Annotated in this window: 6 protein-coding genes; all 6 read left to right on the top strand. The window is 73.0% G+C overall.

Annotated features, from left to right (window positions below; genetic code table 11):
- Nucleotides 1-54: 54 nt before the first annotated feature.
- On the top strand, nt 55-11,184 hold the full coding sequence (locus BpN12_RS08055) for a non-ribosomal peptide synthetase (RefSeq protein ID WP_246791917.1): 11,130 nt from the start codon (nt 55-57) through the stop codon (nt 11,182-11,184).
- 95 nt (nt 11,185-11,279) lie between these two features.
- Nucleotides 11,280-16,922 (top strand): non-ribosomal peptide synthetase, encoded by a 5,643-nt coding sequence (locus tag BpN12_RS08050; RefSeq protein WP_246791916.1) that lies wholly within the window; start codon nt 11,280-11,282, stop codon nt 16,920-16,922.
- 78 nt (nt 16,923-17,000) lie between these two features.
- Nucleotides 17,001-17,795: an ABC transporter ATP-binding protein gene (locus BpN12_RS08045; protein ID WP_246791915.1), complete on the top strand. Its 795-nt coding sequence runs from the start codon at nt 17,001-17,003 to the stop codon at nt 17,793-17,795.
- The gene (locus tag BpN12_RS08040) at nt 17,792-18,823 is read left to right on the top strand and encodes an ABC transporter substrate-binding protein (RefSeq protein ID WP_246791914.1); all 1,032 of its coding nucleotides are present in this window, start codon (nt 17,792-17,794) and stop codon (nt 18,821-18,823) included. Before BpN12_RS08045 ends, BpN12_RS08040 begins: the two co-directional genes overlap by 4 nt.
- Before the next feature lie 4 nt (nt 18,824-18,827).
- The gene (fhuB, locus tag BpN12_RS08035) at nt 18,828-20,840 is read left to right on the top strand and encodes a Fe(3+)-hydroxamate ABC transporter permease FhuB (protein ID WP_246791913.1); all 2,013 of its coding nucleotides are present in this window, start codon (nt 18,828-18,830) and stop codon (nt 20,838-20,840) included.
- Between the two features lie 616 nt (nt 20,841-21,456).
- Nucleotides 21,457-23,592, top strand: a complete 2,136-nt coding sequence (locus tag BpN12_RS08030) for a TonB-dependent siderophore receptor (RefSeq protein WP_246791912.1) — start codon at nt 21,457-21,459, stop codon at nt 23,590-23,592.
- Nucleotides 23,593-23,926: the final 334 nt, after the last annotated feature.

Here is a 23,926-nt window from a genome sequence, read left to right as displayed (position 1 = left end):
CGACTGCCGGGCGGCCGCTTGCCGTTCCGAAAACGAACCTCGAAGAGTGAACCTGTGAGCGAAGTGTCGAACGATCTGCTGTCGATTTCGACGGCCTATGTCGCCCTCCCGCCGGAGAAGCGCGCCGTGTTTCGCGGCCGTCTGCGCGAGCGCGGCATCGACGCCGCGCGCCTGCCGATCGTGCCGTTCCCCGGCGCCGAGCGGCGTTTCCCGCTCTCGCATGCGCAGGAGCGGCTGTGGTTCCTGTGGCGCCTCGATCCCGCCAGCGCCGCCTACAACGTGACGGGCGCGGTGCGCCTGCGCGGCCGGCTCGATGCGCCGGCGCTGCGCGCCGCGCTCGATCGCGTGGTCGATGCGCACGAAAGCCTGCGGCAGCGCTTCGACGAAGTCGACGGCGTGCCGTACCAGAGCGCCGGGCCGCGCGATTACGGCTGGCAGACGCTGGCGCTCGACGCAGCAGGTGCCGACGATGGCGCGCTCGACGCGCTGCTCGCCGAACGCTCGGCCGCGCCGTTCGACCTGGAACACGGGCCGCTGCTGCGCGTCGCGCTGATCGCGCTCGCGCCCGACGATCACGTGCTGCACGTCGCGCTGCATCACATTGTGTCGGACGGGATGTCGGTCGGCGTGCTCGTCAACGAACTCGGCGCCGCCTATGCGGCCTGTCTCGGCGAGGATGGCGAGGCACCGGCAACCGGCGCGCAGGCCGCGTCGGCATCGACATCGGCATCGGCCCAAGCCGGTGTGCAGTACGGCGACTACGCGCAATGGCAGCGCGAATGGCTCGACGACGGCGCGCTGGCGCGCCAGCTCGACTACTGGCGCAACCGGCTCGGCACCGATCATCCGGTGCTGGAACTGCCGAGGACGCGCACCCGCACCGGCATGCGCAGCGGCGCGGGCGGGCGCGTGGTGCGCGTGCTGCCGCCGGCGCTGCACGCCGCGCTGCTGCGCGTGTCGAACGCCGCCGACGCCACGCCGTTCATGACGCTGCTGGCCGCCTACGACCTGCTGCTCGCGCGCTACAGCGGCCAGCGCGACATTCGCGTCGGCGTGCCGGCGGCCGGCCGCGACCGGCCCGAGGTCGCGCGCACCATCGGCTTCTTCGTCAACACGCTGGTGATCCGCAGCGAACTGGACGCCGTGCCGAGCTTCGCGGCGCTGCTCGCGCAGGTGCGCGAGCGCGTGCTCGAGGCCCACGCGCATGCGGACCTGCCGTTCACGAAGCTGGTCGATGCCCTGCAGCCGCAGCGCAGCTTCGGCAACACGCCGCTGTTCCAGGCGATGTTCAACTATCTCGGCAACGACGACGACACGATCCGGCTGCCGGGGCTCGACGTCTCGAATCACGAGATCGACATGCAGACGGCGCGCTTCGATCTCGTGCTCGACGCGCGCGAGCGCGCGAACGGTTTCGAGGTGGCGTTCACCTACGCCGAGGACCTGTTCGACGCGGCCACCATGGGCGCGATGCTCGATCACTTCGTGGCGCTGCTCGAGGCGGCGCTGAGCGCGCCGCAGCGCCCGCTGGCCGCGCTCGCGGCCGCCGAGCCGGCGCCAGCGCCGGTGCCCGTCAAGCCGTACCGCTCGGTGCCGTCGCGCTTCGCGGCCAGCGCCGCGCGCCACGCGACCTCGCTCGCTGCGCATTGCGAAGGGCAGCGCGCCACCTACGCGCAGCTCGATCGCCACGCCGAACGCGTGGCGCGGGCGCTCGCCGCCGCCGGCGTGGGCCACGACGCGCGCGTCGGGATCTGCATGACGCGCTCGCTCGGCATGGTGGCCGCGCTGCTCGGCACGCTGCGTTCGCCGGGCGCGTTCGTACCGCTCGATCCGGCCTATCCGGCCGAACGGCTCGCGATGATGATGGACGACGCCGGCGTCAAGGTCGTGCTGACCGACGCGGCCGCAAGGCGGCAGTGCGGCGAGCTGTTCGCCGGGCTCACCGCGATCGACGTCGACGCGCTGGAAGGCGAGGGCGAGGGCGCTGACGAGGCGAGCGCCATCGCTGTCGCCACGTTCGTACACGAGCCGCATCCGGACCAGCTGGCCTACGTGATCTACACGTCGGGCTCGACGGGCCGCCCGAAGGGCGTCGCGATCTCGCACGGCGCGTTCGCCGCGCACCTGGACGACTTCATCACCGCGCACGGCATCGGCGCCAACGACACGCAGCTGCAATCGTCGACCATCAACTTCGACGTGGCGCTGCACGAGATGCTGCCGGCGCTGCTGCAGGGCGGCCGGATCGAGATGCGCGGCGCCGAGCCGTGGGACATCGACACCACCAGCCGCCACCTGATCGACGCACGCGTGACGTTCTCGCGGCTGCCGACCGCCTACTGGCAGCAATGGCTGCGCACGCCGCCGCCGCCGGAAGCGCTGGCCGCGCTGCGGCAGATCACGGTGGGCGGCGAGGGGCTGCCCGGCGACGCGCTCGCGCAATGGCAGCGCGGCCCGCTCGGCCGGATCGGCCTCGCGAACCTGTACGGGCCGACCGAGACCACGGTGGCCTGCATGTACCGCGCGACCACGCCCGAGGATGCCGCGCAGTCGATCGTCTCGATCGGCGTGCCTTACGCGTCGCGCACCGCTCGCGTGCTCGACCGCGACGGCAACGAGGCGCCGGTCGGCGCGCTCGGCGAACTCTGCATCGGCGGCCACACGCTCGCGCGCGGCTACCTGGACCGCGCCGCGCAGACGGCCGAGCGCTTCGTGCCCGATCCGCTCGGCGCGCCGGGCTCGCGCCTTTATCGCACCGGCGACCTGTGCCGGCGCCGCGCCGACGGCGCGATCGACTTCCTCGGCCGTCTCGACCAGCAGATCAAGCTGCGCGGTTTTCGCATCGAGCCGGGCGAGATCGAGGCCGCGCTGCGGCGCCAGCCCGGCGTGGCCGAGGCGGTGGTGGTGCTCGCCACCGAGCGCGGCGTGGCGCGGCTGGTCGGCTACGTGGTGGGCGCCGCCGGCACGACGCTCGACGGCGCCGAGCTGCAGCGCTCGCTCGCGCAGCAGCTGCCGGCCCACATGGTGCCGGCCGCGCTCGCGGTGCTCGACCGCATGCCGCTGATGCAGAACGGCAAGGTCGATCGCGCGGCGCTGCCGGCCGTCGAGGTCGCCGCGGCCGACGGCCCGCGCGCCGAGCCGCGCAACGACGCCGAACGCGCGCTGCTGGCCTGGTGGGGCGCGGCGCTGAACCGCGACGATCTCGGCATCGACGACGACTTCTTCTCGTCGGGCGGCGATTCGATCCTGAGCCTGCAACTGATCGCGAAGGCGCGCGCGCAAGGCTGGCTGCTGACGCCGCGCCAGGTGTTCGAGCAGCCCACCGTGGCGCGGCTCGCGGCCGTGATGCGCCCGCTGGAGACGGCCGAGGCCGCCGCCGAGCTGCACGAGCCGCTGCCGCTCACGCCGATCCAGGCGTGGTTCCATTCACGCTATCCGGAAGGCCAGCCGCACTGGAACCAGTCGGTGCTGCTGCGCGTGCGCGGCCGGCTCGACGGCGCCGCGTTCGAACGCGCGCTCGGCGCCGTGATCGCGCGCCACGATGCGTTGCGGCTGCGCTTCGAGCGCGATCCGGCCGACGGCGCGTGGCGGCAGCGCGTGCTGGCCGAGGCGCCGGCGGTTGCCGTGGCCTCGATCGATCTGCGCGAGGCCGGCGAGCGCTGGCCGGCCGCGCTCGAGGACGCCGCCGAACGCGCCCAGCGCGCGCTCGATCCGGCCGCGGGCCGGCTGGTCCACGCCGTGGCGTGGCGCACGCCCGATCTGGCTGACGGCTCGCCCGACGGCCGGCTGCTGCTGGTGATCCATCACCTCGCCGTGGACGGCGTGTCGTGGCGGATCCTGCTCGCCGATCTCGCGGCCGCCTACGCGGCGGCCACCGAGGCGCGTGCGATCGCGCTCGACGCGGCGCTGCCGTGGAGCGTCTGGGCCGCCGCGCAACGCGATGCGGCTACGCCTGCCCGGCTCGCGGCGGCCTTGCCCGCGTGGCAGGCCGCGCTGGCCGGCGCGGTGGTGCCGCTCGACGCGCCGGCCGGCAGCGCCGCGACCAGCGACGTGGTGGACTGGAAGCTCGAACGCGAGCCCACCGACGCGCTGCGCCGCGCCGCGCCGCGTGCCTACCGGCTCGGCATCGATGAACTGCTGCTGGCCGCGCTCGCGCGCGCGGCGGCCGCGACGTTCGGCGGCGACGGCGCGCTGATCGCGCTCGAAGGCCATGGCCGTGATATCCACGATCGCCACGATCTCGATCCGAGCCGCACGGTCGGCTGGTTCACCACGCGCTATCCGGCCTGGCTGCCGGCGCCGGCCGACGACGCGGCCGCGCTGATCGACGCCAAGGCGCGGCTGCGCGCGCTGCCCGACGGCGGCGCCTCGTGGGGCTGGCTGCAAGCCTACGGCGACGCGGCCGCGCACGCGGCGCTGGCCGCGCTGCCCGCGCCGCGCATCAGCTTCAACTATCTCGGCCAGTTCGACGGCAGCCTCGCCGACGACGGCCCGTTCGGCTTCGCGACCGAGAAGTCGGGCGCGCAGCAGCCGGCCGACGAGGCGCTTGTCTATGCGGTCGACGTCAACGGCATGATCGTCGACGGGCGGCTGTCGTTCGCGTGGCGCTTCGATCCGGCGCTGGTCTCGCCCGAACGCCAGCACGCGCTGGTCGCCGCGTTCGGCCGCGAGGTCGCGCGCTTCGTCGCGCATTGCGAGCAGGCCGCGCCGCGCGCGACCGCCGCCGATTTCCCGCGCGCCGCGCTCGGCGAGGCCGATTTCGACGCGCTCGGCCTGGCCGCGGTCGCGCTCGACGATCTCTATCCGGCGACGCCGCTGCAACAGGGCCTGCTGTTCCACAGCCTGCTCGAACGCGGCGCCTACCTGAACCGCAAGCGGCTGACGCTGCGCGGCGAGGTGGACGTCGACGCGATGCGCCGCGCCTGGCAGACCGTGATCGCGCGTCATCCGGTGCTGCGCACGCGCTTCGTGCGCGCGCACGGCGGCACCATGCTGCAGGCCGTGCATGCCACGGTGCCGCTGCCGTTCGAGGTCCATGACTGGCGCGAGCGCGACGATTACGAGGCGGCGTTCGCGAGCTGGTTCGAGGCGGCGGCGCCGAAGCGCATCGACCTCGACGCGGCCTCGCTGATGCACGTCTCGCTGTTCCGCCGTCCCGACGGCGCGCACGATCTGGCCTGGTTCAACCATCATGCGCTGTCCGACGGCTGGAGCCAGTCGCAGCTGCTCGGCGAGCTGACGCGCGCCTACGTGGCCGCGCGCGCCGGCGGCGAGGCCGCGCTCGATCCGGTCGTGCCGTTCTCGCGCTATACCGACTGGCTCGCCGCGCAGCCCGATACCGGCGACTGGTGGCGCGCGCAGCTCGCACGCGTCGACCAGCCGGCGCTGCTGCTCGACGCGGCGCCGTCGCCGGCCGCATCCGCCGCGCAGGCCGAACGCGGCGGCGACACGTTCCGCCACCGCGCCGCGCTGCTCGGCACCGCGCTGTCGGCCGCGCTGGCCGACACGGCGCGGCGCCGCGGCGTCACGCTCAACACGTTGATTCAAGCCGCCTGGGCGCTCGTGCTCGCGCGCCACGGCGACCGCCGCCAGGCCGCGTTCGGCGTGACCGTGTCGGGTCGGCCGTCCGATCTGGCCGGCGCCGGCGCGATCCAGGGCGTGTTCATCAACAGCCTGCCGCTGTGGGTCGACGTGCCGGCCGACGCGCCGCTGCAGGACTGGCTGCTGGCTTTGCAGCACCGCAACGTCGAGTTGCGGCAGGTGGAGCACACGCCGCTGACCTCGATCCAGCAATCGGCCGGCGCGCAGGTCGGCACGCTGTTCGATTCGCTGCTGGTGTTCGAGAACTACCCGATCGATCCGGCGCTGAAGGACGGCTCGCTCGGCCTGACCGTCGAGGCGTCGGTGTCGTTCGAGCGCACGCACTATCCGCTCACGCTCGGCGTGTTGCCCGGCGAGCGGATCGGCCTGGAATGGAGCTGGGATGCATCGCGTCTGGACGAGGCGACGCTCGACGCACTGGCCGCCGCCTACGAGGCGATGCTCGCGCAGCTCGCGCGGCCTGATGCGACCACGCTGGCCGCGCTGCGCGAAAGCGGGCCGGCGGGCATGGTGGGCACGGCCGTGGCCGAGCCGCATCGGTATCGCCCGGTGACGGCGCGCTTCGAGGCCGCCGTGCGCGAGCATGGCGACGCGCTCGCGCTGCGCTGCGGCGACGCCTCGCTCGGCTACGCCGCGCTCGATCGCGCCGCGAACCGCATCGCGCGGCGCCTCGCCGACGCGGGCGTGCGCGCCGGCGCGCCGGTGGGCGTCTGCCTCGAACGCTCGCCGGCCCTGGTCGCCGCGCTGTTCGGCGTGCTGAAGGCGGGCGGCGCCTACGTGCCGCTCGATCCCGCCTATCCGCGCGAACGCCTGCGCGACATGTGCGGCGACGCCGGCATCGCGATCGTGCTGACCGATGCGGCGACGGCGGCTGAACATGCCGACTGGATCGCCACCGACGGCCGCGTCGCGTTGGACGCCGCCGAAGCGATCGAAGCGACGGAGGACGTCGCTGCTTCCGCCGAGGCCGCTCACGGCGTGCCTGCCGAGCCGCATCCCGAGCAACTCGCCTACCTGATCTACACGTCGGGCTCGACCGGCCGACCGAAGGGCGTCGCGCTCACGCACGGCGCGCTGAGCCGCCACCTCGACGACTTCATCGCCGACCACGGCCTGCGGGCCGACGATCACGTGCTGCAGTTCTCGACCGTCAACTTCGACGCGTCGGTCGAGCAGATCTTCGCGCCGCTCACGCTCGGCGCCTCGCTCGAAATGCGCGGCACCACGCTGTGGAGCGCCGACGAGTTCGACCGCGTGCTGGCCGAGCGCGCCGTGACGTTCGCCTATCTGCCCACCGGCTATTGGAAACAATGGGCGCGCCAGGCTCGCCCGCGGCCCGGCCTCGCGCTGCGGCGCATGCTGATCGGCGGCGAGGCGCTGCCGGGCACGGCGGTCGCGCAGTGGTTCGACTCGCCGCTGCGCGAGGTGCCGCTGTTCAACACCTACGGGCCGACCGAGATCGCCGTGACCTCGTCGGTGCAGCGCGTCGAGCCCGCCCAGGCGGCCTGCCTCGCCGCGCCGATCGGGCGGCCCTCGGCCTCGCGCGTCTACCGGATCCTCGATCGCGACGGCCTGCCGGTACCGGCGCACGGCGTCGGCGAACTCTGCATCGGCGGGACCACGCTCGCGCGCGCTTACGCGGGCCGGCCGGACCTGAGCGCCGAGCGCTTCGTGCCCGATCCGTTCGGCGCGCCGGGCGCGCGGCTCTATCGCACCGGCGACCGCTGCCGCTGGCTGCCGGACGGCAGCGTGGCCTACCTCGGGCGTCTCGACGAGCAGGTCAAGGTGCGCGGCTTCCGGATCGAACCCGGCGAGATCGAGGCCGCGCTGCTGGCACGGCCGGAGGTGGCCGAGGCGGTGGTGGTCGCACAGGGCGACGGCGACGCGCGGCGCGTGGTGGCCTACGTGGTCGGCAAGATCGGCGCGGCCGGCGCGACGCCCGACGCCGCCGCGCTGCGCGCCGCGCTGGCCGAACGCCTGCCGGCCTACATGGTGCCGGCCGCGATCGGCGTGCTCGACGCGCTGCCGACGCTGCCGAACGGCAAGCTCGACCGCCGCGCGCTGCCGGCGCTCGACGCCGGGAGCGCGACCGGTTACGTGGCGCCGGCCACGCCGCTCGAGACGACCGTCGCCGGGATCTGGCAGGCCGTGCTCGGCATCGAGCGGATCGGCGCGCGCGACGATTTCTTCGCGCTCGGCGGCCATTCGCTGCTGGCGCTGCAAGTGGCCGCGCGCCTGCAACGCGCGCTCGGCCGCGAGGTGCCGCTGCGCGCGCTGTTCGATCATCCGGAACTGGCCGCGCTGGCCGCCTGGCTCGAAGCCGGCGCCGCGCCCGGCGCGCGCGTGCTGCCGCCGGTGCGCGCCAGCGGCCGCCGCGAGGCGCCGCCGACGCACGGCCAGACGCGCCTCTGGTTCCTCTGGCGCCTCGCGCCCGACAACCCGGCCTATCACCTGTCGCTGGCGGTGCGCATCGACGGCGCGCTCGACGCGCCCCGGCTGCATGCGGCGCTCGACGCCGTGGTGGCGCGCCACCAGATGCTGCATTCGGGCTTCGACGAACGCGACGGCGCGCCGTGGCTGGTGGTCGACGAGACCTTGCGCGCCGGCTGGGACGAGGCCGCGTTCGCCTCGCCCGACGACGCGGCCTGCCTCGCCTGGCTGCGCGAGGGCGGCGCCCGGCCGTTCGACCTGCTGCGCGGCCCGCTGCTGCGCGCGCGGCTCGCGCGGGTCGGCGCGGACGCGCATCTGTTCCAGCTCACGCTGCATCACATCGCCACCGACGGCTGGTCGATGAACCTGCTGATCGACGAACTGGCCGCCGCCTACGAGGCGGCGCTGGCCGGCGACGCGCGGGCCTATGCGCCGGCGCTGCCGGTCCAGTACGTCGATTACGCGCTCTGGCAGCACGCGTCGCTCGACGCCGCCGCGCTCGACGCGCAGCTCGACTACTGGCGCGACACGCTCGGCGACGAGCAGCCCGTGCTCGAACTGCCCACCGACCGGCCGCGGCCGGCGGTGCGCGACGGCCAGGGCGCGCAGGTCGGCATGGAGCTGGACCGCGCGCTGGCCGACGCGCTGCAGACCTACGCGCGCCACCACGACGCGACGCTGTTCATGACGCTGCTGGCCGCGTTCCATGCGCTGCTGCATCGCTACGGCGGCCAGCGCGACGTGCGGATCGGCATTCCGCTCGGCGGGCGCGAGCGCATCGAGATCGAGCCGCTGATCGGCTTCTTCGTCAATACCGCCGTGATCCGCGCGGAGCTGTCCGGCGCGCTGCCGTTCGACGCGCTGCTCGCGCAGGTCCGGCAGCGCGTGCTCGACGCGCAGGCGAACCAGGACGTGCCGTTCGCGCGCCTGGTCGACGTGCTGCAGCCGGTGCGCGTGGCGAGCCACACGCCGCTGTTCCAGGCGATGTTCAACTACGACGTGCGGCAGGGCGCGAGCGAACGGCGGATCGGCGAGGCGCTGCGGCTGAGCCCGTTCGGCGCCGCACGCACGGCCGCGCAGTTCGACCTGACGCTCGGCGTGTCGGTGGGCGAGCGGATCGGGCTGTCGTTCGGCTATGCGACCGACCTGTTCGATCGCGACACGGTGGTGCGCCTGCTCGACGACTATCGCGCGCTGCTCGCGCAGATCGTTGGCGGCGCAGCGGCCGGTGCTTGGGTTGGCACGGGCGAAGCGACAGCCGCGCGCCCGGCGCCGCGCCTGCGCGACTTCAGGCTCGAGGCACGCGCGGTGGCGAGCCGCGGCGCGTTCGGCAGCCAGCCGTTCGTCGCCACCCACGAGCGGATCGCGGCGCAGGCGCGCCGCACGCCCGACGCGATCGCGGTGCGCTGCGACGGCGTCGTACACAGCTATCGCGAACTCGACGCGCGCGCCACGCGCGTGGCGCGGCAGCTGCTGGCGAGCGGGATCGGCGCCGAGGCGCGGGTGGGCGTCTGCACCGCGCGCTCCGGCGCGATGCTGGTGGCCGTGCTGGCGGCGCTGAAGGCGGGCGCCGCCTACGTGCCGCTCGATCCGGCCTATCCGGACGCGCATCTGGGCGGCATGATCGAGGATGCCGGGCTGGTCTGCACGCTGGCCGACGCGGCCGGGCGCGAGCGCCTCGGCACGCTCGGTGCATTCGGCGCGCTTGGCGACACGCACCGCCTCATCGATCTTGACGCCGCCGATCCTGCCGATGCTGCAGGCGACGCCGATCTGCCCGCCGTCGATGCGGCCCAGCTCGCCTACGTGATCTACACCTCGGGCTCGACCGGGCGGCCGAAGGGCGTCGGCGTCACGCACGGCGCGCTCGCGCGCTTCCTCGACAGCCTGCGCGCGCGGCTCGCGCCGACCCCCGACGACGTCTGGCTTGCCGTCACCACGCTGTCGTTCGACATCGCCGCGCTGGAGCTGTACCTGCCGCTCGCGGCCGGCGCGACGATCGAACTGGCCACGCGCGAGACGGTGGTGGACGGCACGAAGCTGGCCGCGCTGGCCGAGTCGTCCGGCGCGACGCTGATGCAGGCCACGCCGATGGGCTGGCGCGTGCTGCTGGACGGCGGCTGGCAGGGCCGGCGCGGGCGCTTCACGGCGCTGTGCGGCGGCGAGGCGCTGCCGCCCGACCTGGCCGACGCGCTGCAGGCGCGCGGCGTCGCGCTCTGGAACCTGTACGGTCCGACCGAGACGACGATCTGGTCGAGCGCCGCGCGGCTCGACGCCGGCGCGCGCATCACGCTCGGCGCGCCGCTCGAACACACCACGCTGCAGGTGCTGGACGAAAGCGGCCAGCCGGTGCCCGACAACGGCATCGGCGAGCTCTGCATCGGCGGCGCGAACCTCGCGCGCGGCTATCTGGGCCGCGCCGGCCAGACCGCCGAGCGCTTCATTCCCGACCCGCACGGCGCGCCGGGCGCACGGCTCTATCGCACCGGCGACCTGTGCCGCGTGCGCCGCGACGGCCGGCTCGAATACCTGGGCCGCGCGGACCAGCAGGTCAAGCTGCGCGGCTTCCGGATCGAACTCGGCGCGACCGAGGCGGCGCTACGCGCGCTCGACGGCGTGCACGACGCGGCCTGCCGGATCGTCGGCGAGGGCAGCGCGCGGCGGCTGGTGGCCTACGTGACGGGCGAGGCCGATCCGGCCGGCCTGCGCGCGCGGCTCGCCGAGCAGTTGCCGATGCAGCAGGTGCCCGCGCAGGTGGTGCGGTTGGACGCGCTGCCGCTGACTTCGAACGGCAAGCTGAACCGCAACGCGCTGCCCGAGGTCGCCGCGCATGACGACGAGCACTACGTCGCGCCGCAAACGCCGACCGAGGTCCACGTCTGCGAGACCTGGGCCGAAGTGCTCGGCATCGCGCGGGCCGGTATCGACGACGACTTCTTCGTGCTCGGCGGCCATTCGCTGGCCGCGGTGCGGGTGGCCGCGCGGCTTGGCGAACGGCTCGGCCGCAAGGTCGAACTGGCGCTGCTGTTCTCGCATCCGCGCGCGGCCGATCTGGCCGCGCGGCTCGACGGCGAGGCTGCCGGGCCCGGCGCGGGCGGCGGGGAGGGTGGCGGTTCGCTCGACGCGATGCAGGGCCTGCTGGACTCGCTGTAATCCGCGCCCGTGCGGGCGCCGCGCGGGAGACCGCCGGCGCCCGGCCCGCGCCGCGCGCGCGGGGGCGACGCAACGACAGACTGGAAACGAACAACGTGACGGACAACACACCTACCGCGCGCCCCGACGCGCTGCGGCTCGCGACGCAATATGCGGCGCTGCCCGAGGAAAAGCGCGCGCTGTTTCGCGCCCGCGCGCGCAGCCAGGGCATCGACACCTCGGCGCTGCCGGCCGTGCCGCTCGCGCCGCGCCCGGCGCGCTTCCCGCTGCTGCCGGCGCAGGAGCGGCTGTGGTTCCTCTGGTGCCTCGATCCGAACCATGCCGGCTATCACCTCGCGCAAACGCTGCGCCTGACCGGCCCGTTCGACGCCGCGGCGCTGCGGCGCGCGTTCGGCGCGCTGCTGGCGCGCCATGAATCGCTGCGGCTGCGCTTCGAGGCCGGCGACGGCGTGCCGATGCAGATCCCGGTGCCGGTTTCGCTGTTGGCCGAGGCCGATTTCACCACCCGTCAAGTCGGTGCCGATCCCGCCGCGCTCACGGCGGCGCTGCACGCGTTCGCCTGCGCGCCGTTCGATCTGACCGGCGGGCTGCCGGTCCGCGTCGGCGTGTTCGAGGTGGCGCCCGGCGAGCGCGTGCTGCAGATCGTGGTCCATCACATCGTCGCCGACGCGTGGTCGATGGAGCTGCTGTTGCGCGATCTGCTCGCGTTCTATCGCGGCGACACGCCAGCGCCGCTGCCGCTGCAGTTCGCCGACGTCGCGATGTGGCGCCGCGAATGGCTGGCCGCCGACGAACTCGACGCGCAGCTGGCGCACTGGCGCGCGACGCTCGACGGCGCGCCCGGCGCGATCACGCTGCCGCGCGATCTGCCGCCGCGCCAGCAGCGCTCGCACGACGGCGGCACGGTGCGCCGCACGCTCGACGCGCCGCTCGCCGGGCAACTGCGCGCGATCGCGCGCGAACACGGCACCACGCCGTTCACGCTGCTGCTGGCCGCCTATGGCGTGCTGCTCGGCCGCTACGCGGCGCAGCGCACGGTGGTGATCGGCGTGCCGTCGGCCGGGCGCGAGCGCCGCGAGACCGAGGCGCTGGTCGGCTTCTTCGTCAACACGCTGATCGTGCGCGCCGATCTCGACGGCGCGCAGCGTTTCGACGCGCTGCTGCGCGCGCTGCATGCGCGTGTGCTCGACGCGCAGGCGCATCGCGACGCGCCGCTCGCGCGGCTCGTCGATGCGCTCGCGGTGGAGCGCGATCTCGACAGCTCGCCGCTGTTCCAGGTGATGTTCGATCTGGCCGTCGACCAGCCGCGCGGGCCGATGACGCTGCCCGACGGGCTGCTGGCCGAGCCGGTCGGCGACACGGCCGTGACCGCGCGCTTCGATTTCGCGTTGAACGGGCGCGACCGCGGCGCGGGCGGCGGCGTCGAACTCGCGTTGACCTATGCGTGCGACCGCTTTGTCGAGGCCAGCGTGGCGCGTTTCCTCGACGACTACACGGCGCTGCTCGCGCAGATCGCGGCCGACCCGACGCGGCGCGTGGCCGATCTGGCCGCGCCTCGCCCGCGTGACGCGCATGACGCGGCGCGCGTCGAGATCGCGCGCGCGCCGTTCCAGCCCGCGCACCGGCGCATCGCCGAGCGCGCGGCGCGCTGCCCGACCCGCGTCGCGCTGCGCTGCGAGGGCGCCGAACTCGGCTATGCCCAACTCGACGGCTGGGCCGCGCGAATCGGCGCGGCGCTGCGCGACGACGGCCTCGTGCCCGGCGAGCGCGTCGGCCTGCTGCTGAACCGCTCGCTCGCGCTGCCGGCCGCGCTGCTCGGCGTCTGGCACGCGGGCGGCGCGTTCGTGCCGCTCGATCCCGAGTATCCGGAAGCGCGGCTGCGCGCGATGATCGCCGACGCCGGCGTGACGCGCGTGCTCGTCGACGACGGCACGCGCGCGCTGTGGCCCGAACTGCTCGCGCCGCTGCGCGCGATCGATGCCTGGTGGCTGCGCGGCGAGGCCGACGCGGGCTGGCCCGGCGACGCCGAAGATCCGGCCTCGCCGACCCGGCTGCATCCCGAGGCGCTGGCCTACGTGATCTACACCTCGGGCTCGACCGGCACGCCGAAGGGCGTGGCGATCTCGCACGGCGCGCTCGCGCTGCATCTCGACGATTTCCTGCACGACCATCGCATCGCCGAGACCGACGTCGTGCTGCAATCGTCCACCATCAATTTCGACGTGGCGCTGCACGAGCTGCTGCCCGCGCTGATCGCGGGCGGCCGCGTGGTGATGCGGGGCCCGCGCGCCTGGGAACTCGACACGCTGAACCGCACGCTGAGCGACGAACGCGTGACGTTCGCGCGGATTCCCACCGCGCTGTGGCAGCAGTGGCGCATTGCGCTGCCGGCGCCCGAGGCGCTGGTGCTGCGGCAGATCACGGTGGGCGGCGAGGGGCTGCCCGGCGACGCGCTCGCGAAGTGGCTCGAGGGGTCGCTCGCGCACGTCGCGATCGACAACCTCTACGGGCCGACCGAAACCACCGTGGCCGCGCTGCATCACCCGGTGGGGCCGGCCGACGCGGCCAGCGCGATCGTCGCGATCGGCCGCTGCTACCCGTCGCGGCATGCCTACGTGGCCGACCTCGACGGCAACCGCGCGCCCGACGGCGCGCTCGGCGAACTCTGCATCGGCGGCGCGACGCTGGCCCATGGCTATCTCGGCCGCCCCGAGCTGACCGCCGAGCGCTTCGTGCCCGATCCGACCGGCGCGCCCGGTTCGCGCGTCTATCGCAGCGGCGACCTGTGCCGCGCGCGCGCGGACGGCACCATCGACTTTCTCGGCCGGCTCGACCAGCAGATCAAGCTGCGCGGCCATCGCATCGAACTCGGCGAGATCGAGGCGGCGCTACGGCGCGCGGCCGGCGTGCGCGAAGGCGTGGTGGAACTGCGCGGCGAGGGCGAACGCAAGCGGCTGGTGGCCTACTTCACCGGTGCGGCCACGCCCGAGGCGGTGCGCGAGACGCTCGCGGCCAGCTTGCCGGCCTCGCACGTGCCTTCCGTCTGCGTCGCGCTGGCGGCGCTGCCCACGCTGCCGAACGGCAAGCTCGACCGCCGCGCGCTGCCCGAGCCCGACGACACCGTCGAGACCGGCGCGGTGCCGCCCGACGGCCCGCTCGAAACCACGCTGCTGGCGATCTGGCAGACCGTGCTGGGGCGCGCCGATTTCGGCGTGACCGATGCGTTCTTCGCGCTCGGCGGCGATTCGATCTCGAGCCTGCGCGTGATCGCGCAGGCGCGCGCGGCCGGCTGGATCGTCAGCGCGCGGCAGGTATTCGAGCATCCGAACGTGCGCGCGCTCGCGCGCGTCGCGCAGCGCGCCGACGCGGAGGGCGAGGGCGCGGCGGCCGATGCAAGCAATCTGGCCGACGGCCCGCTCGATGCGCCGCTCGTGCCGATGCAGCAGTGGTTCTTCGAACAGTTCCCCGATGCACCGTCGCGCTGGAACCAGTCGGTGCTGCTGACGAGCGCCGAGCCGCTTGACGTCGCCGCGCTGCGCGAGGCGTTCGCGGCGCTGCTGGCCACGCACGACGCGCTGCGCGCACGCTTCGCCCGCGATCCGGCTAGTGAGGTCTGGACACAGACGATCGTGCCGCCGTCGGCCGCGCTGGTCGACGCCGCGTTCAAATCGATCGACCTGCATGAAGCCTTGGCCGATGGCGGCGACTGGCGCGCCGCGCTGGCGCATCATGCCGACCGGCTGCACGGCGGCCTCGATCTCGCCGCCGGGCCGCTGATCCGCGCGGCGGCCGTGGCCACGCCCGACGGCGCGCGACTGCTGATCGTGGCGCATCACATCGTGATGGACGGCGTGTCGTGGCGGATCCTGCTCGACGATCTGCTGAGCGCCTACGACGCCGCGCGCGCCGCGCCGGCCGCGTCGGTCGATGCACGGCCCGCGCTGCCGCGCCCGGCGACGGGTTGGGCCGACTGGTCGCGCCGGCTCGCGGCCTACGCGACGCAGCCGGAGCTGCTGAGCGAGCTGGCCTGGTGGCAGGCGCGCCTCGGCACCGCGCACGAGGCGGCACCGCGCGCCGAGGGCGGCCAGCGGCATCGCGCCTGGGCGCTCGACGCCGCCGCCACGCAGCGTCTGACCGATGCCGGCTGGCGCATCGACGACGTGCTGCTCGCGGCGCTCGCGCATGCCTGCGCGCAGGTGCTGCCCGAGGTGCCGGTGATCGTCGAACTCGAAGGCCATGGCCGCGGCGAGCGCGTACCCGGCGTCGACCTGAGCCGCACGGTGGGCTGGTTCACGACGCAATACCCGCTGCGCGTCGAGGCGCGCGAGACACCGGATGCGACGCGGCGCGCGATCGCCGCGGCACGCGCCGAACTGCCGGCCGACGGGTTGCACTACAACCTGCTGCGCTACGCGGGCCTGGCCTCGTCGCGCGCGGCGCTGGCCGCGCTGCCGGCCACCACGGTCGGCTTCAACTACCTGGGCCGCTTCGACGAGCGGCTCGGCGCGGGCCGCTTCGGCTTCGCCGCCGAGGACAGCGGCGACGGCACGCTCGGCCGCGCCGCGAACGGGCCGCGCCACTGGCTCGATCTGAACGGCCTGATCGCCGACGGCCGCCTCAAGGTGGACTGGAGCGCGGCCGACCGTTCCGTGGACGAGGCGCGGCTCGACCGCCTGATTGCCGCGTTCGACGCGCAGGTGCGCTCGCTCGCCGACGCGGCGGCGCGTGCCGCATCCGTGGACGAAGCGGCACCGGCCGTCGCGCCGAGCGGGTTCGGCGCGCTGCCGGCCGGCGCCGTGACGGCTGCCGTGCCGGGCACCGGGTCGAACACGAACGCGGCGGTCGACGCCGCGTTCGCGGTCTGGCGCGAGCGCTTCTACACCGAGGCGCGGCTCGCGCCGTCGCCCGATCCGCTGCGCCAGCCGCTCAACGCGGCGCGCGCGCCCGTCACGCTGTTCTGCTGCTATCCCGGCTTCGGCCTGACCGGCGAATACCGGTTTCTCGCGGCGGCGCTGCAGGGCGTCGCCTCGGTGGTCGCGCTGCGCGCGCCCGGCTTCGCGCTCCCCGCCTCGACGCCGGCCGACTGGCCCGTCTCGTTCGACGCGCTCGCCGACGCCTGCACGCGCAGCGTGCTCGACGCGCAACCGAGCGGCCCGTACCGGCTGCTCGGCTGGTCGTTCGGCGGCCGGATCGCGTTCACGGTGGCGGCGCGGCTGCGCGCGCTCGGCCACGCGGTCGATTTCGTCGGGCTGCTCGACACGGCGGTCCGCACCGCCGACGCGCATGGCCCCGGGCACGACGGGGCGCAGGACGCCGATGCCGGCACGGCCGGCGCGCTCGACGCGCTGCCGGGCTGGCTCGACGCGCAGCCGGACGGCGCGCTGCTGCGGCCGCTGTTCGCGCGCGCGGCCGAGATCGACGCGCTGCATTACCGGCTGCGGCTCGAACACGCGCTGCCGCGCATCGACGTGCCGGTCACGTTCTGGCATGCCTCGCGAGATATCGTCGCGGGCCGGGAGCGCGACTGGCGGCCCCACACGAGCGCGGGTGTGACGGTGGTGGAGGCCGACGCGACGCATAGCGGGATCGTGCTGCATCCGGCCGTCCACGACGATCTCGCGCGCCGGCTGCGCGCGCTCGCCGGTCCCGGATCCGTGCCGGCACCCGATACGCGCCGTAACAGGGACGAGGCCGCCGCGACGGCGCAAATCGTTCGCGACGACGCGCAGCGCGGTTGAACTGTCGGATAATGCCAACCCGGCGGGTCGTGCCCGCCGCTCCCGCAAGACGATGCTGATGACGATGGAACTGAAGCCGTGACCACACCCGCCGGCGCTACGCCGCTCTACCGCCTGTCTGGCGTCGATTTCGCGATCGGCGACAAAACCCTGCTGCAGGACATTTCGCTCGACGTGCCGGCCGGGCAGGTCGTCGGCCTGATCGGCCACAACGGCTCCGGCAAGACCTCGCTGATGCGCCTGCTGGCGCGCCTGCACGCGCCCACGCGCGGCACCATCGCGTTCGACGGCGCGCCGCTCGAAAGCTGGCCGCATCGCCGCTTCGCGCAGCAGGTCGCGCACCTGCCGCAATACACGCCGCAGACTGACGGGCTGCTGGTGCGCGAGCTGGTGGCGCTCGGCCGCTACCCGTGGCACGGCGCGCTCGGCCGCTTCACGCGCGACGATCACGCGCACGTGGACGACGCGATGGCCTCCACCGACGTCGCGCACTACGCCGAGCGGCCGGTGGACAGCCTGTCGGGCGGCGAGCGCCAGCGCGTCTGGCTGGCGATGCTGATCGCGCAGAACAGCCGCTGCGTGCTGCTCGACGAGCCCACCTCGGCGCTCGACATCGGCCACCAGCTCGAGGTGCTGCAACTGATCCGCAAGCTGTGCGACGCGCGCGGCATGACGGCGGTGGTGGTGCTGCACGACGTGAACATGGCGACGCGCTTCTGCACGCAGCTGGTCTCGCTGCGCGGCGGGCGCGTGCTGATGCAGGCCGGCCCCGAGGAGATCATGCGCGAGGACAGCCTCGAGGCGATCTACGGCGTGCCGATGGGCGTGATGACCGATCCGGTCGGCGGCCACCGCATCGGTTATCCGCGATGAGCCGGCCGCTTTCCGTCCGGCGCGCGCGTCCCGCGCGGCGCCTCGATGCGCATCGCCGCCGCTGGCTCGCGCAGGGCGGCGCGCTCGGCCTGCTCGGCGCGCTGGCCTGGTCCGCGCCGCTGCGCGCGGCAACGCCGGCTGCTGCCGCATCGGCCGGTGCCGCGCCGGCGGCGGCGCCCGCCGCCATCCCCACGCGCGTCGTCTCGATGAACTGGGAACTGACCGAGACACTGCTCGCGCTCGGCGTGGTGCCGATCGGCGTCTCGCTGCCCGACTGGTATCGCAGCTCGATCGTCGAGCCGCCGCTGCCGCCGGGCGTGGCCGACATCGGCCTGCTGTACCAGCCGAACTTCGAGGTGCTGCTGGCGCTGAAGCCGGACCTGCTGGTGATCACGCCGGGCCACATGCCGGCGCTGCGCACGCTGCAGCGCATCGCGCCCACCATCACGCTGAGCCAGTACATGACGAGCGCGCAGCCGTACCACGACCTGTGCGGCGAGACGGTGACGCTCGGCGCGCGGCTCGGGCGCACCGGGCGCGCGGACCAGCTGGTGGCCGAGGCGGCCCGCACCACCGAGGCGGTGCGCGCGCGGCTCGCGACCCGGCCGGCGCTGCTGCGCCATCCGCTGATCGTGGCCGACCTGGTCGACGACCGCCATCTGCGCGTCTACGGCCGCGGCAGCCTGTTCGACGAAATGCTCGCGAAGCTCGGCGTGGCCAACGCGGCGCATCCGCGCGACGGCGGCGCGGCGTGGCCGACCCAGGCGGGCTACACGCTGGTGCCGCTGCAGCGGCTCGCCGAGGTGCCCGAGGCGAGCGTGCTGCTGGTTGGCCCGGTGAAGCCAGCCGCGAGCCGCGGGCTCGACGGCAATGCGATCTGGCAGGCGCTGCCGGCGGTGCGCGAACGGCGCATCGCGAAGCTGCCCGTGATCGCGCCTTATGGAGGATTGGTATCGATGCAACGATTCGCCGAGGCGATCGAGGCGGCGCTGACGACGATCGAGGCGGGAGGAGGCGGTGTTGCGTAATCCCATGACCTTGCCGCGTCAGGCCGCGCCGCGCGATTTCCGCTGGTGGCTGGTGGGCACGCTGCTCGCCGTCTCGCTGCTGCTCGCGGTGGTCGGCATCCGCACCGAACTCGACGGCGCGCCGTTCTGGCAGGCGCTGTTTTCGCCCGATCCGCGCGACCTGCACCAGATCCTGGTGCGCGACAGCATGCTGCCGCGCATCGCGATGACGCTGCTCTGCGGCGGCGCGCTCGCGCTGGCCGGCACGCTCGCGCAGCAGGTGCTGCGCAATCCGCTCGCCGAGCCGATGACGCTCGGCGTATTCCCCGGCGCCTACCTCGCGCTGATCCTCGCCGATCTGTGGGCGCCGTCATGGCTCGTGCTGGGCCGTCCCGCGATCGCGCTGGCGGGCGGCACCATCGCGATGCTGATCGTGTTCGCGCTGTCCGCGCGGCAGAAGATGGCGCCGCTCGCGGTGGTGCTGTCGGGCATGATCGTCAACCTCTACTGCGGGGCGATCTGCCTCGCGCTGTCGATGGCGCATTTCGAGCTGCTGCGCGGCCTGATGATCTGGGGCGGCGGCGCGCTCGACCAGACCGGCTGGCACGAGAGCCGGCTGCTCGCGCTGGCGGTGCTCGGCTGTGCGATCGTCACCGTGCTGCTGCGGCGTCCGCTCGGTGTGTTCGACGCCGGCGACGCGACGGTGCGCAGCCTCGGCGTGGGCCTGCATCGCACGCGCGCCGTGGCGCTGCTGATCTCGGTGGTGCTGACCGCGGCGGTGGTCTCCACGGTCGGCGTGATCGGCTTCGTCGGGCTGGCCGCGCCCACGCTCGCGCGGCTCGCCGGCGCGCGCCGCCTCGGCCAGCGCCTGATCTGGGCGCCGTGTCTCGGCGCCGCGCTGCTGTGGCTGACCGACGAGCTGGTGCGGGTGGCGTCGTCGGCCGAACTGTTCTCGGCGCACCTGATCCCGACCGGCACCGTCACCTCGCTGGTCGGCGTGCCGCTGCTGCTGCTGTTGCTGCCGCAACTGCGCGCGCAGCCCGACCTGCACGCGGCCGGCATCGCCGCCGCGCCGCCCGCGCGGCTCTCGCGCCGGCTGCCGGTCGCGCTCATTGCGCTGGTGCTGGTGATCGGGCTCAGCTTCGGCGTCACGCGCACGCTCGACGGCTGGCGCATCGGCGATCTCGAGCAGATCCGCGCGATCCTGTTCTGGCGCGCGCCGCACACCATCGCGGCGGCCGCGGCCGGCGTGCTGCTCGCGATCGGCGGTACGCTGATCCAGCGCATCACCGCCAACCCGATGGCGAGCCCGGACCTGCTCGGCGTCAGCTCGGGCGGCATGCTCGGCATCGTGGTGGTGCTGTTCGCCGGCGTGCTGCCGAGCCCGGGCGTGCTGTTCGCGAGCTGCCTCGGCGGCGTGATCGTCACGCTCGCGCTGCTGATGTGGCTCGGCTCGCGCGCCGCGTTCGCGCCGGAGCGGCTGCTGCTGATCGGCGTGGCGATCAGCGCGCTGCTGCAGGCGATCGTCAGCGCGATGATGTCGAGCGGCGATTCGCGCGTCGGGCTGGTGCTGAACTTCATCGTCGGCTCGACCTACTATGTGCAGGCGCCGATCGCCTACGGCGCCACCGTGATCGCGCTGCTCGGCCTGGTCTGCGCGCCGCTGCTGAGCCGCTGGGTCGAGGCGCTCGGGCTCGGCGCCGGCGTGGCGGGGGGCCTCGGCGTGCCGGTGGGGCGGGCTCGCGTGACGATCCTGCTGCTCGCCTCGGTGCTGACGGCCGCCTCGACGATGCTGGTCGGGCCGCTGTCGTTCGTCGGTCTGATCGCGCCGCACATCGCGCGCTTCTCCGGCGCGCGCCGGCCCGCCTCGCAGATCCTCGTCGCGGCCGTGATCGGCGCCTTGCTGATGGCGTTCGCCGAGTGGCTCGGCCGCCAGCTGGTGTTCCCGGAGGAGGTCGCCTCGGGGCTCGTCGCCACGCTGATCGGCGGCCCGTACCTGATCGCGCTGATGCTGCGCAAGACGGTGACGTCCACCTGAGCGGCCGCCGCCGCGCCATCGCCGCGTTTCTGCGCGGCGGCGGCGCGGAATCATTCCGGGTTATTGCCGGCTTTTATCCCGCCTTTTGTCCGGTTTTTCGCCGGATCCTATGCCCGCCATCTAGTTAGGACACTTGAGCAAGCGACCCGCGCGCGCGGCCGCCGCCTCGTTCGGACAGCCGAACGAAACCGTCGCGTAAGCCTTGCGCAGGGCGTTTTTACGTCCGGATCGACGCGATACCGGCGGTCTCTCGCGCCGTTCGACCGACGGCTCGCGCCATCGATTCCGGCTGCCCGATAGGCACGTTCGATAACGCCACAAGACACCGCTTTCCGTCTCGTAAATAAATTGCAAATGAGAATCGTTATCGGTAATATTCCCACTCGCGGTTTGGCCAAGGGGGTGTGTCAAGACCGGCCAAATGCGATCGCCGTACCTCAAAAATGTCGATGACGGACAGGTGCGAGGCACGGCGGCGATTCTTACAAGCGACCGCCGGAACGTGTTGATCCGGCTGCGGCGGGCGGAAGACCACATATGGAGCGCAACGAACAAAATGGGAATCTCGATGGACTTGTGGCGACGCGGTAAGCGCGTTTCGTATCGTTCGGCAGGCATGATCCGGCTCACGCCGATCGCCGTGGCGCTGTGCGCGACCTGGGCGGGTGCCGCCCACGCGCAGCAGGCCGCCGCCGCGCAGGGTGCGTCGGCCACCGCGCTACCGACCGTGAACGTCACCTCCGAGGCCGACGCGACCACGGAAGACAGCGGTTCGTACACCACGCGCAACGCCACCATCGGTGGCCGCACGCCGGTGGCGATCAAGGAGATTCCCGCTTCGGTGTCGGTGCTCACGCGCGAGCGCATGAACGACCAGAACATGACGACGATCCAGGACGCGCTGCGCTTCATGACCGGCGTCAGCGCGATCGAGTACGGCGACGGCACCGCGTATTTCCATTCGCGCGGCACCCAGCTCGGCATCGAGTTCGACGGCGTGTCGATCGTGAGCGGCCTCGAATACCTGCAGCAGTTCGACCTCGGCATCTATGACCGCGTCGAACTCGTGCGCGGCCCGAACGCCGTGCTCGACGGCAACGGCGAGCCGGGCGGCACCGTGAACCTGGTGCGCAAGCGCCCGCAGAAGGAATTCCATATCTCGACCGAAACCCAGGTCAGCTCGTTCGGCGGCGTGCGCCAGATGGTGGACGTGACCGGCGCGCTGAACAAGGACGGCACCCTGCGCGGCCGCGCCGTGCTGATCGGCAGCGACGAGCATCAGTCGATCGACCGCGCGCGCAAGAAGGACGTGACGGCTTACGGCGCGCTCGACTGGGATATCACGCCGCGCACCACGCTGTCGCTGTCGGCCGGCTATCAGGTCAACACCAACAACGGCTACGACTACGGCGCGCCGGGGCTCTACGCCACGCCGACCTCCGCGTCGCCGTTCGCGCGCGTGAACAGCTCGTATTCGCAGAACTTCTCGCCGGACTGGAACTACGGCTACACCTCGATGCGCGAGGCGAACGCCAATCTCGTTCATCGCTTCACGAACGGCTGGAAATCGCAGACCACGCTGTTCTATCGCCACGAATACGTGAGTTCCGACGAGGCCGATCCGGGCCCGGGCGCGCTCGCCCCGGGAATCGCGAAGTACACGGAGCGCCGCCAGCAGAACAGCTATGACTGGTTCGGCGCCGACACCAACGTGACCGGCCCGATCCAGGCGCTCGGCCGCACGCATACGCTGACGGTCGGCGCGAACTACTCGGTGATGTCGGAGACGGCGCTGAGCGGCAGCCAGGCGCTGGTGGGTCCCGGCCCGCTCGGCACCTTCAGCCTCTACAACCCGGACGCGATCGGCCAGGTCAACGTGCCGTTCAAGTTCGGCACCAACACCCGGCTCGTGCAGTACGGCTTCTATGCGCAGGCGCGCGTCAAGCTGCTCGATCCGGTCACGCTGGTGCTCGGCGGGCGCGAGGCGTTCTACGAGCAGCGCACGCAGTCGACGCTGCCGACGGTGGCCGACTGGCAAACCAACGTGAACCTGAACCACCGGTTCCTGCCGTCGGTCGGGCTGGTCTGGGACATCACGAAATCGACCACGGCCTACGTCAGCTATTCGAAGTTCCTGGCCGCGCAGGTGGCCAACGAAGCGGGCGGTGGCGTGGTGCCGCCGCGTACCGGCGAGCAGTATGAAATCGGCGTGAAGAACAGTTTCCTCGGCGGACGCCTGAACACCACCGCCGCGCTGTTCCGCATCAACGACAACAACCGCGCGGTGGCGGATCCGAACAATCCGACGTTCTCGATCCCGGCCGGCAAGGTGCGTGACCAGGGCTTCGAGTTCGAGGTGACGGGCCAGCCGACCGAGAACTGGAACATCTACGCGGGCTATACGTACCTGAACGCGCGCTACGACAACACCGTGGCGGATCTGTCGGAAGGCACCGATCCGAAGCACCTGTTCAAGCTGTGGACCAAGTACGCGTTCTCGCGCGGCACGCTGCGCGGCCTGTCGATCGGCGGCGGCATGCTGGCCCAGACGCAGACCACGCGCGGCGTGGAGCAGGGCGGCTACGCGATCTTCAATGCCGAGATCGCGTATCGCTTCAACAAGCATGTCGAGGCGTCCCTCGCGCTGAACAACATCTTCAATCGCGATTATTACCTGCGTCCGCCCGGCAGCTTCTACAGCGTGTTCGGCGATCGTCGCAACGTGATGCTGACGGTACGTTCGGACTTCTGACCGGATTCGGATTGATCGAGCTGGATTGATCGAAGCAACGCGGCGGGCCGGTCCCGCCGCCTCGAAGGCCCGGGCGTTCCGCGCGCCCGGGCCGCTTTACCCGGCCTGGCCGGGAGCATGTGTCGGCAGGGAAGCACACATGTGACAGCGGCGGTCACGTGGTGGTCGTGAAATTGCAACATAGAATGCGAATCATTCCAATTTGCATTGCTGGTCCATAACTAACCGGACACGACACGCTTCGGGCCGAAGCCGGGTCGTGCAGTTGACTCGCGTGGCGATGCCCTCATGCCAGGGCGCGCCGTGAACGGGCGATGGAGGGAACGATGAATGT

Origin of the sequence: Burkholderia perseverans (genome assembly GCF_022870505.1) — a bacterium.
GTDB classification, from domain to species: domain Bacteria; phylum Pseudomonadota; class Gammaproteobacteria; order Burkholderiales; family Burkholderiaceae; genus Burkholderia; species Burkholderia plantarii.
This window is presented reverse-complemented; position numbering and strand designations above follow the sequence as displayed.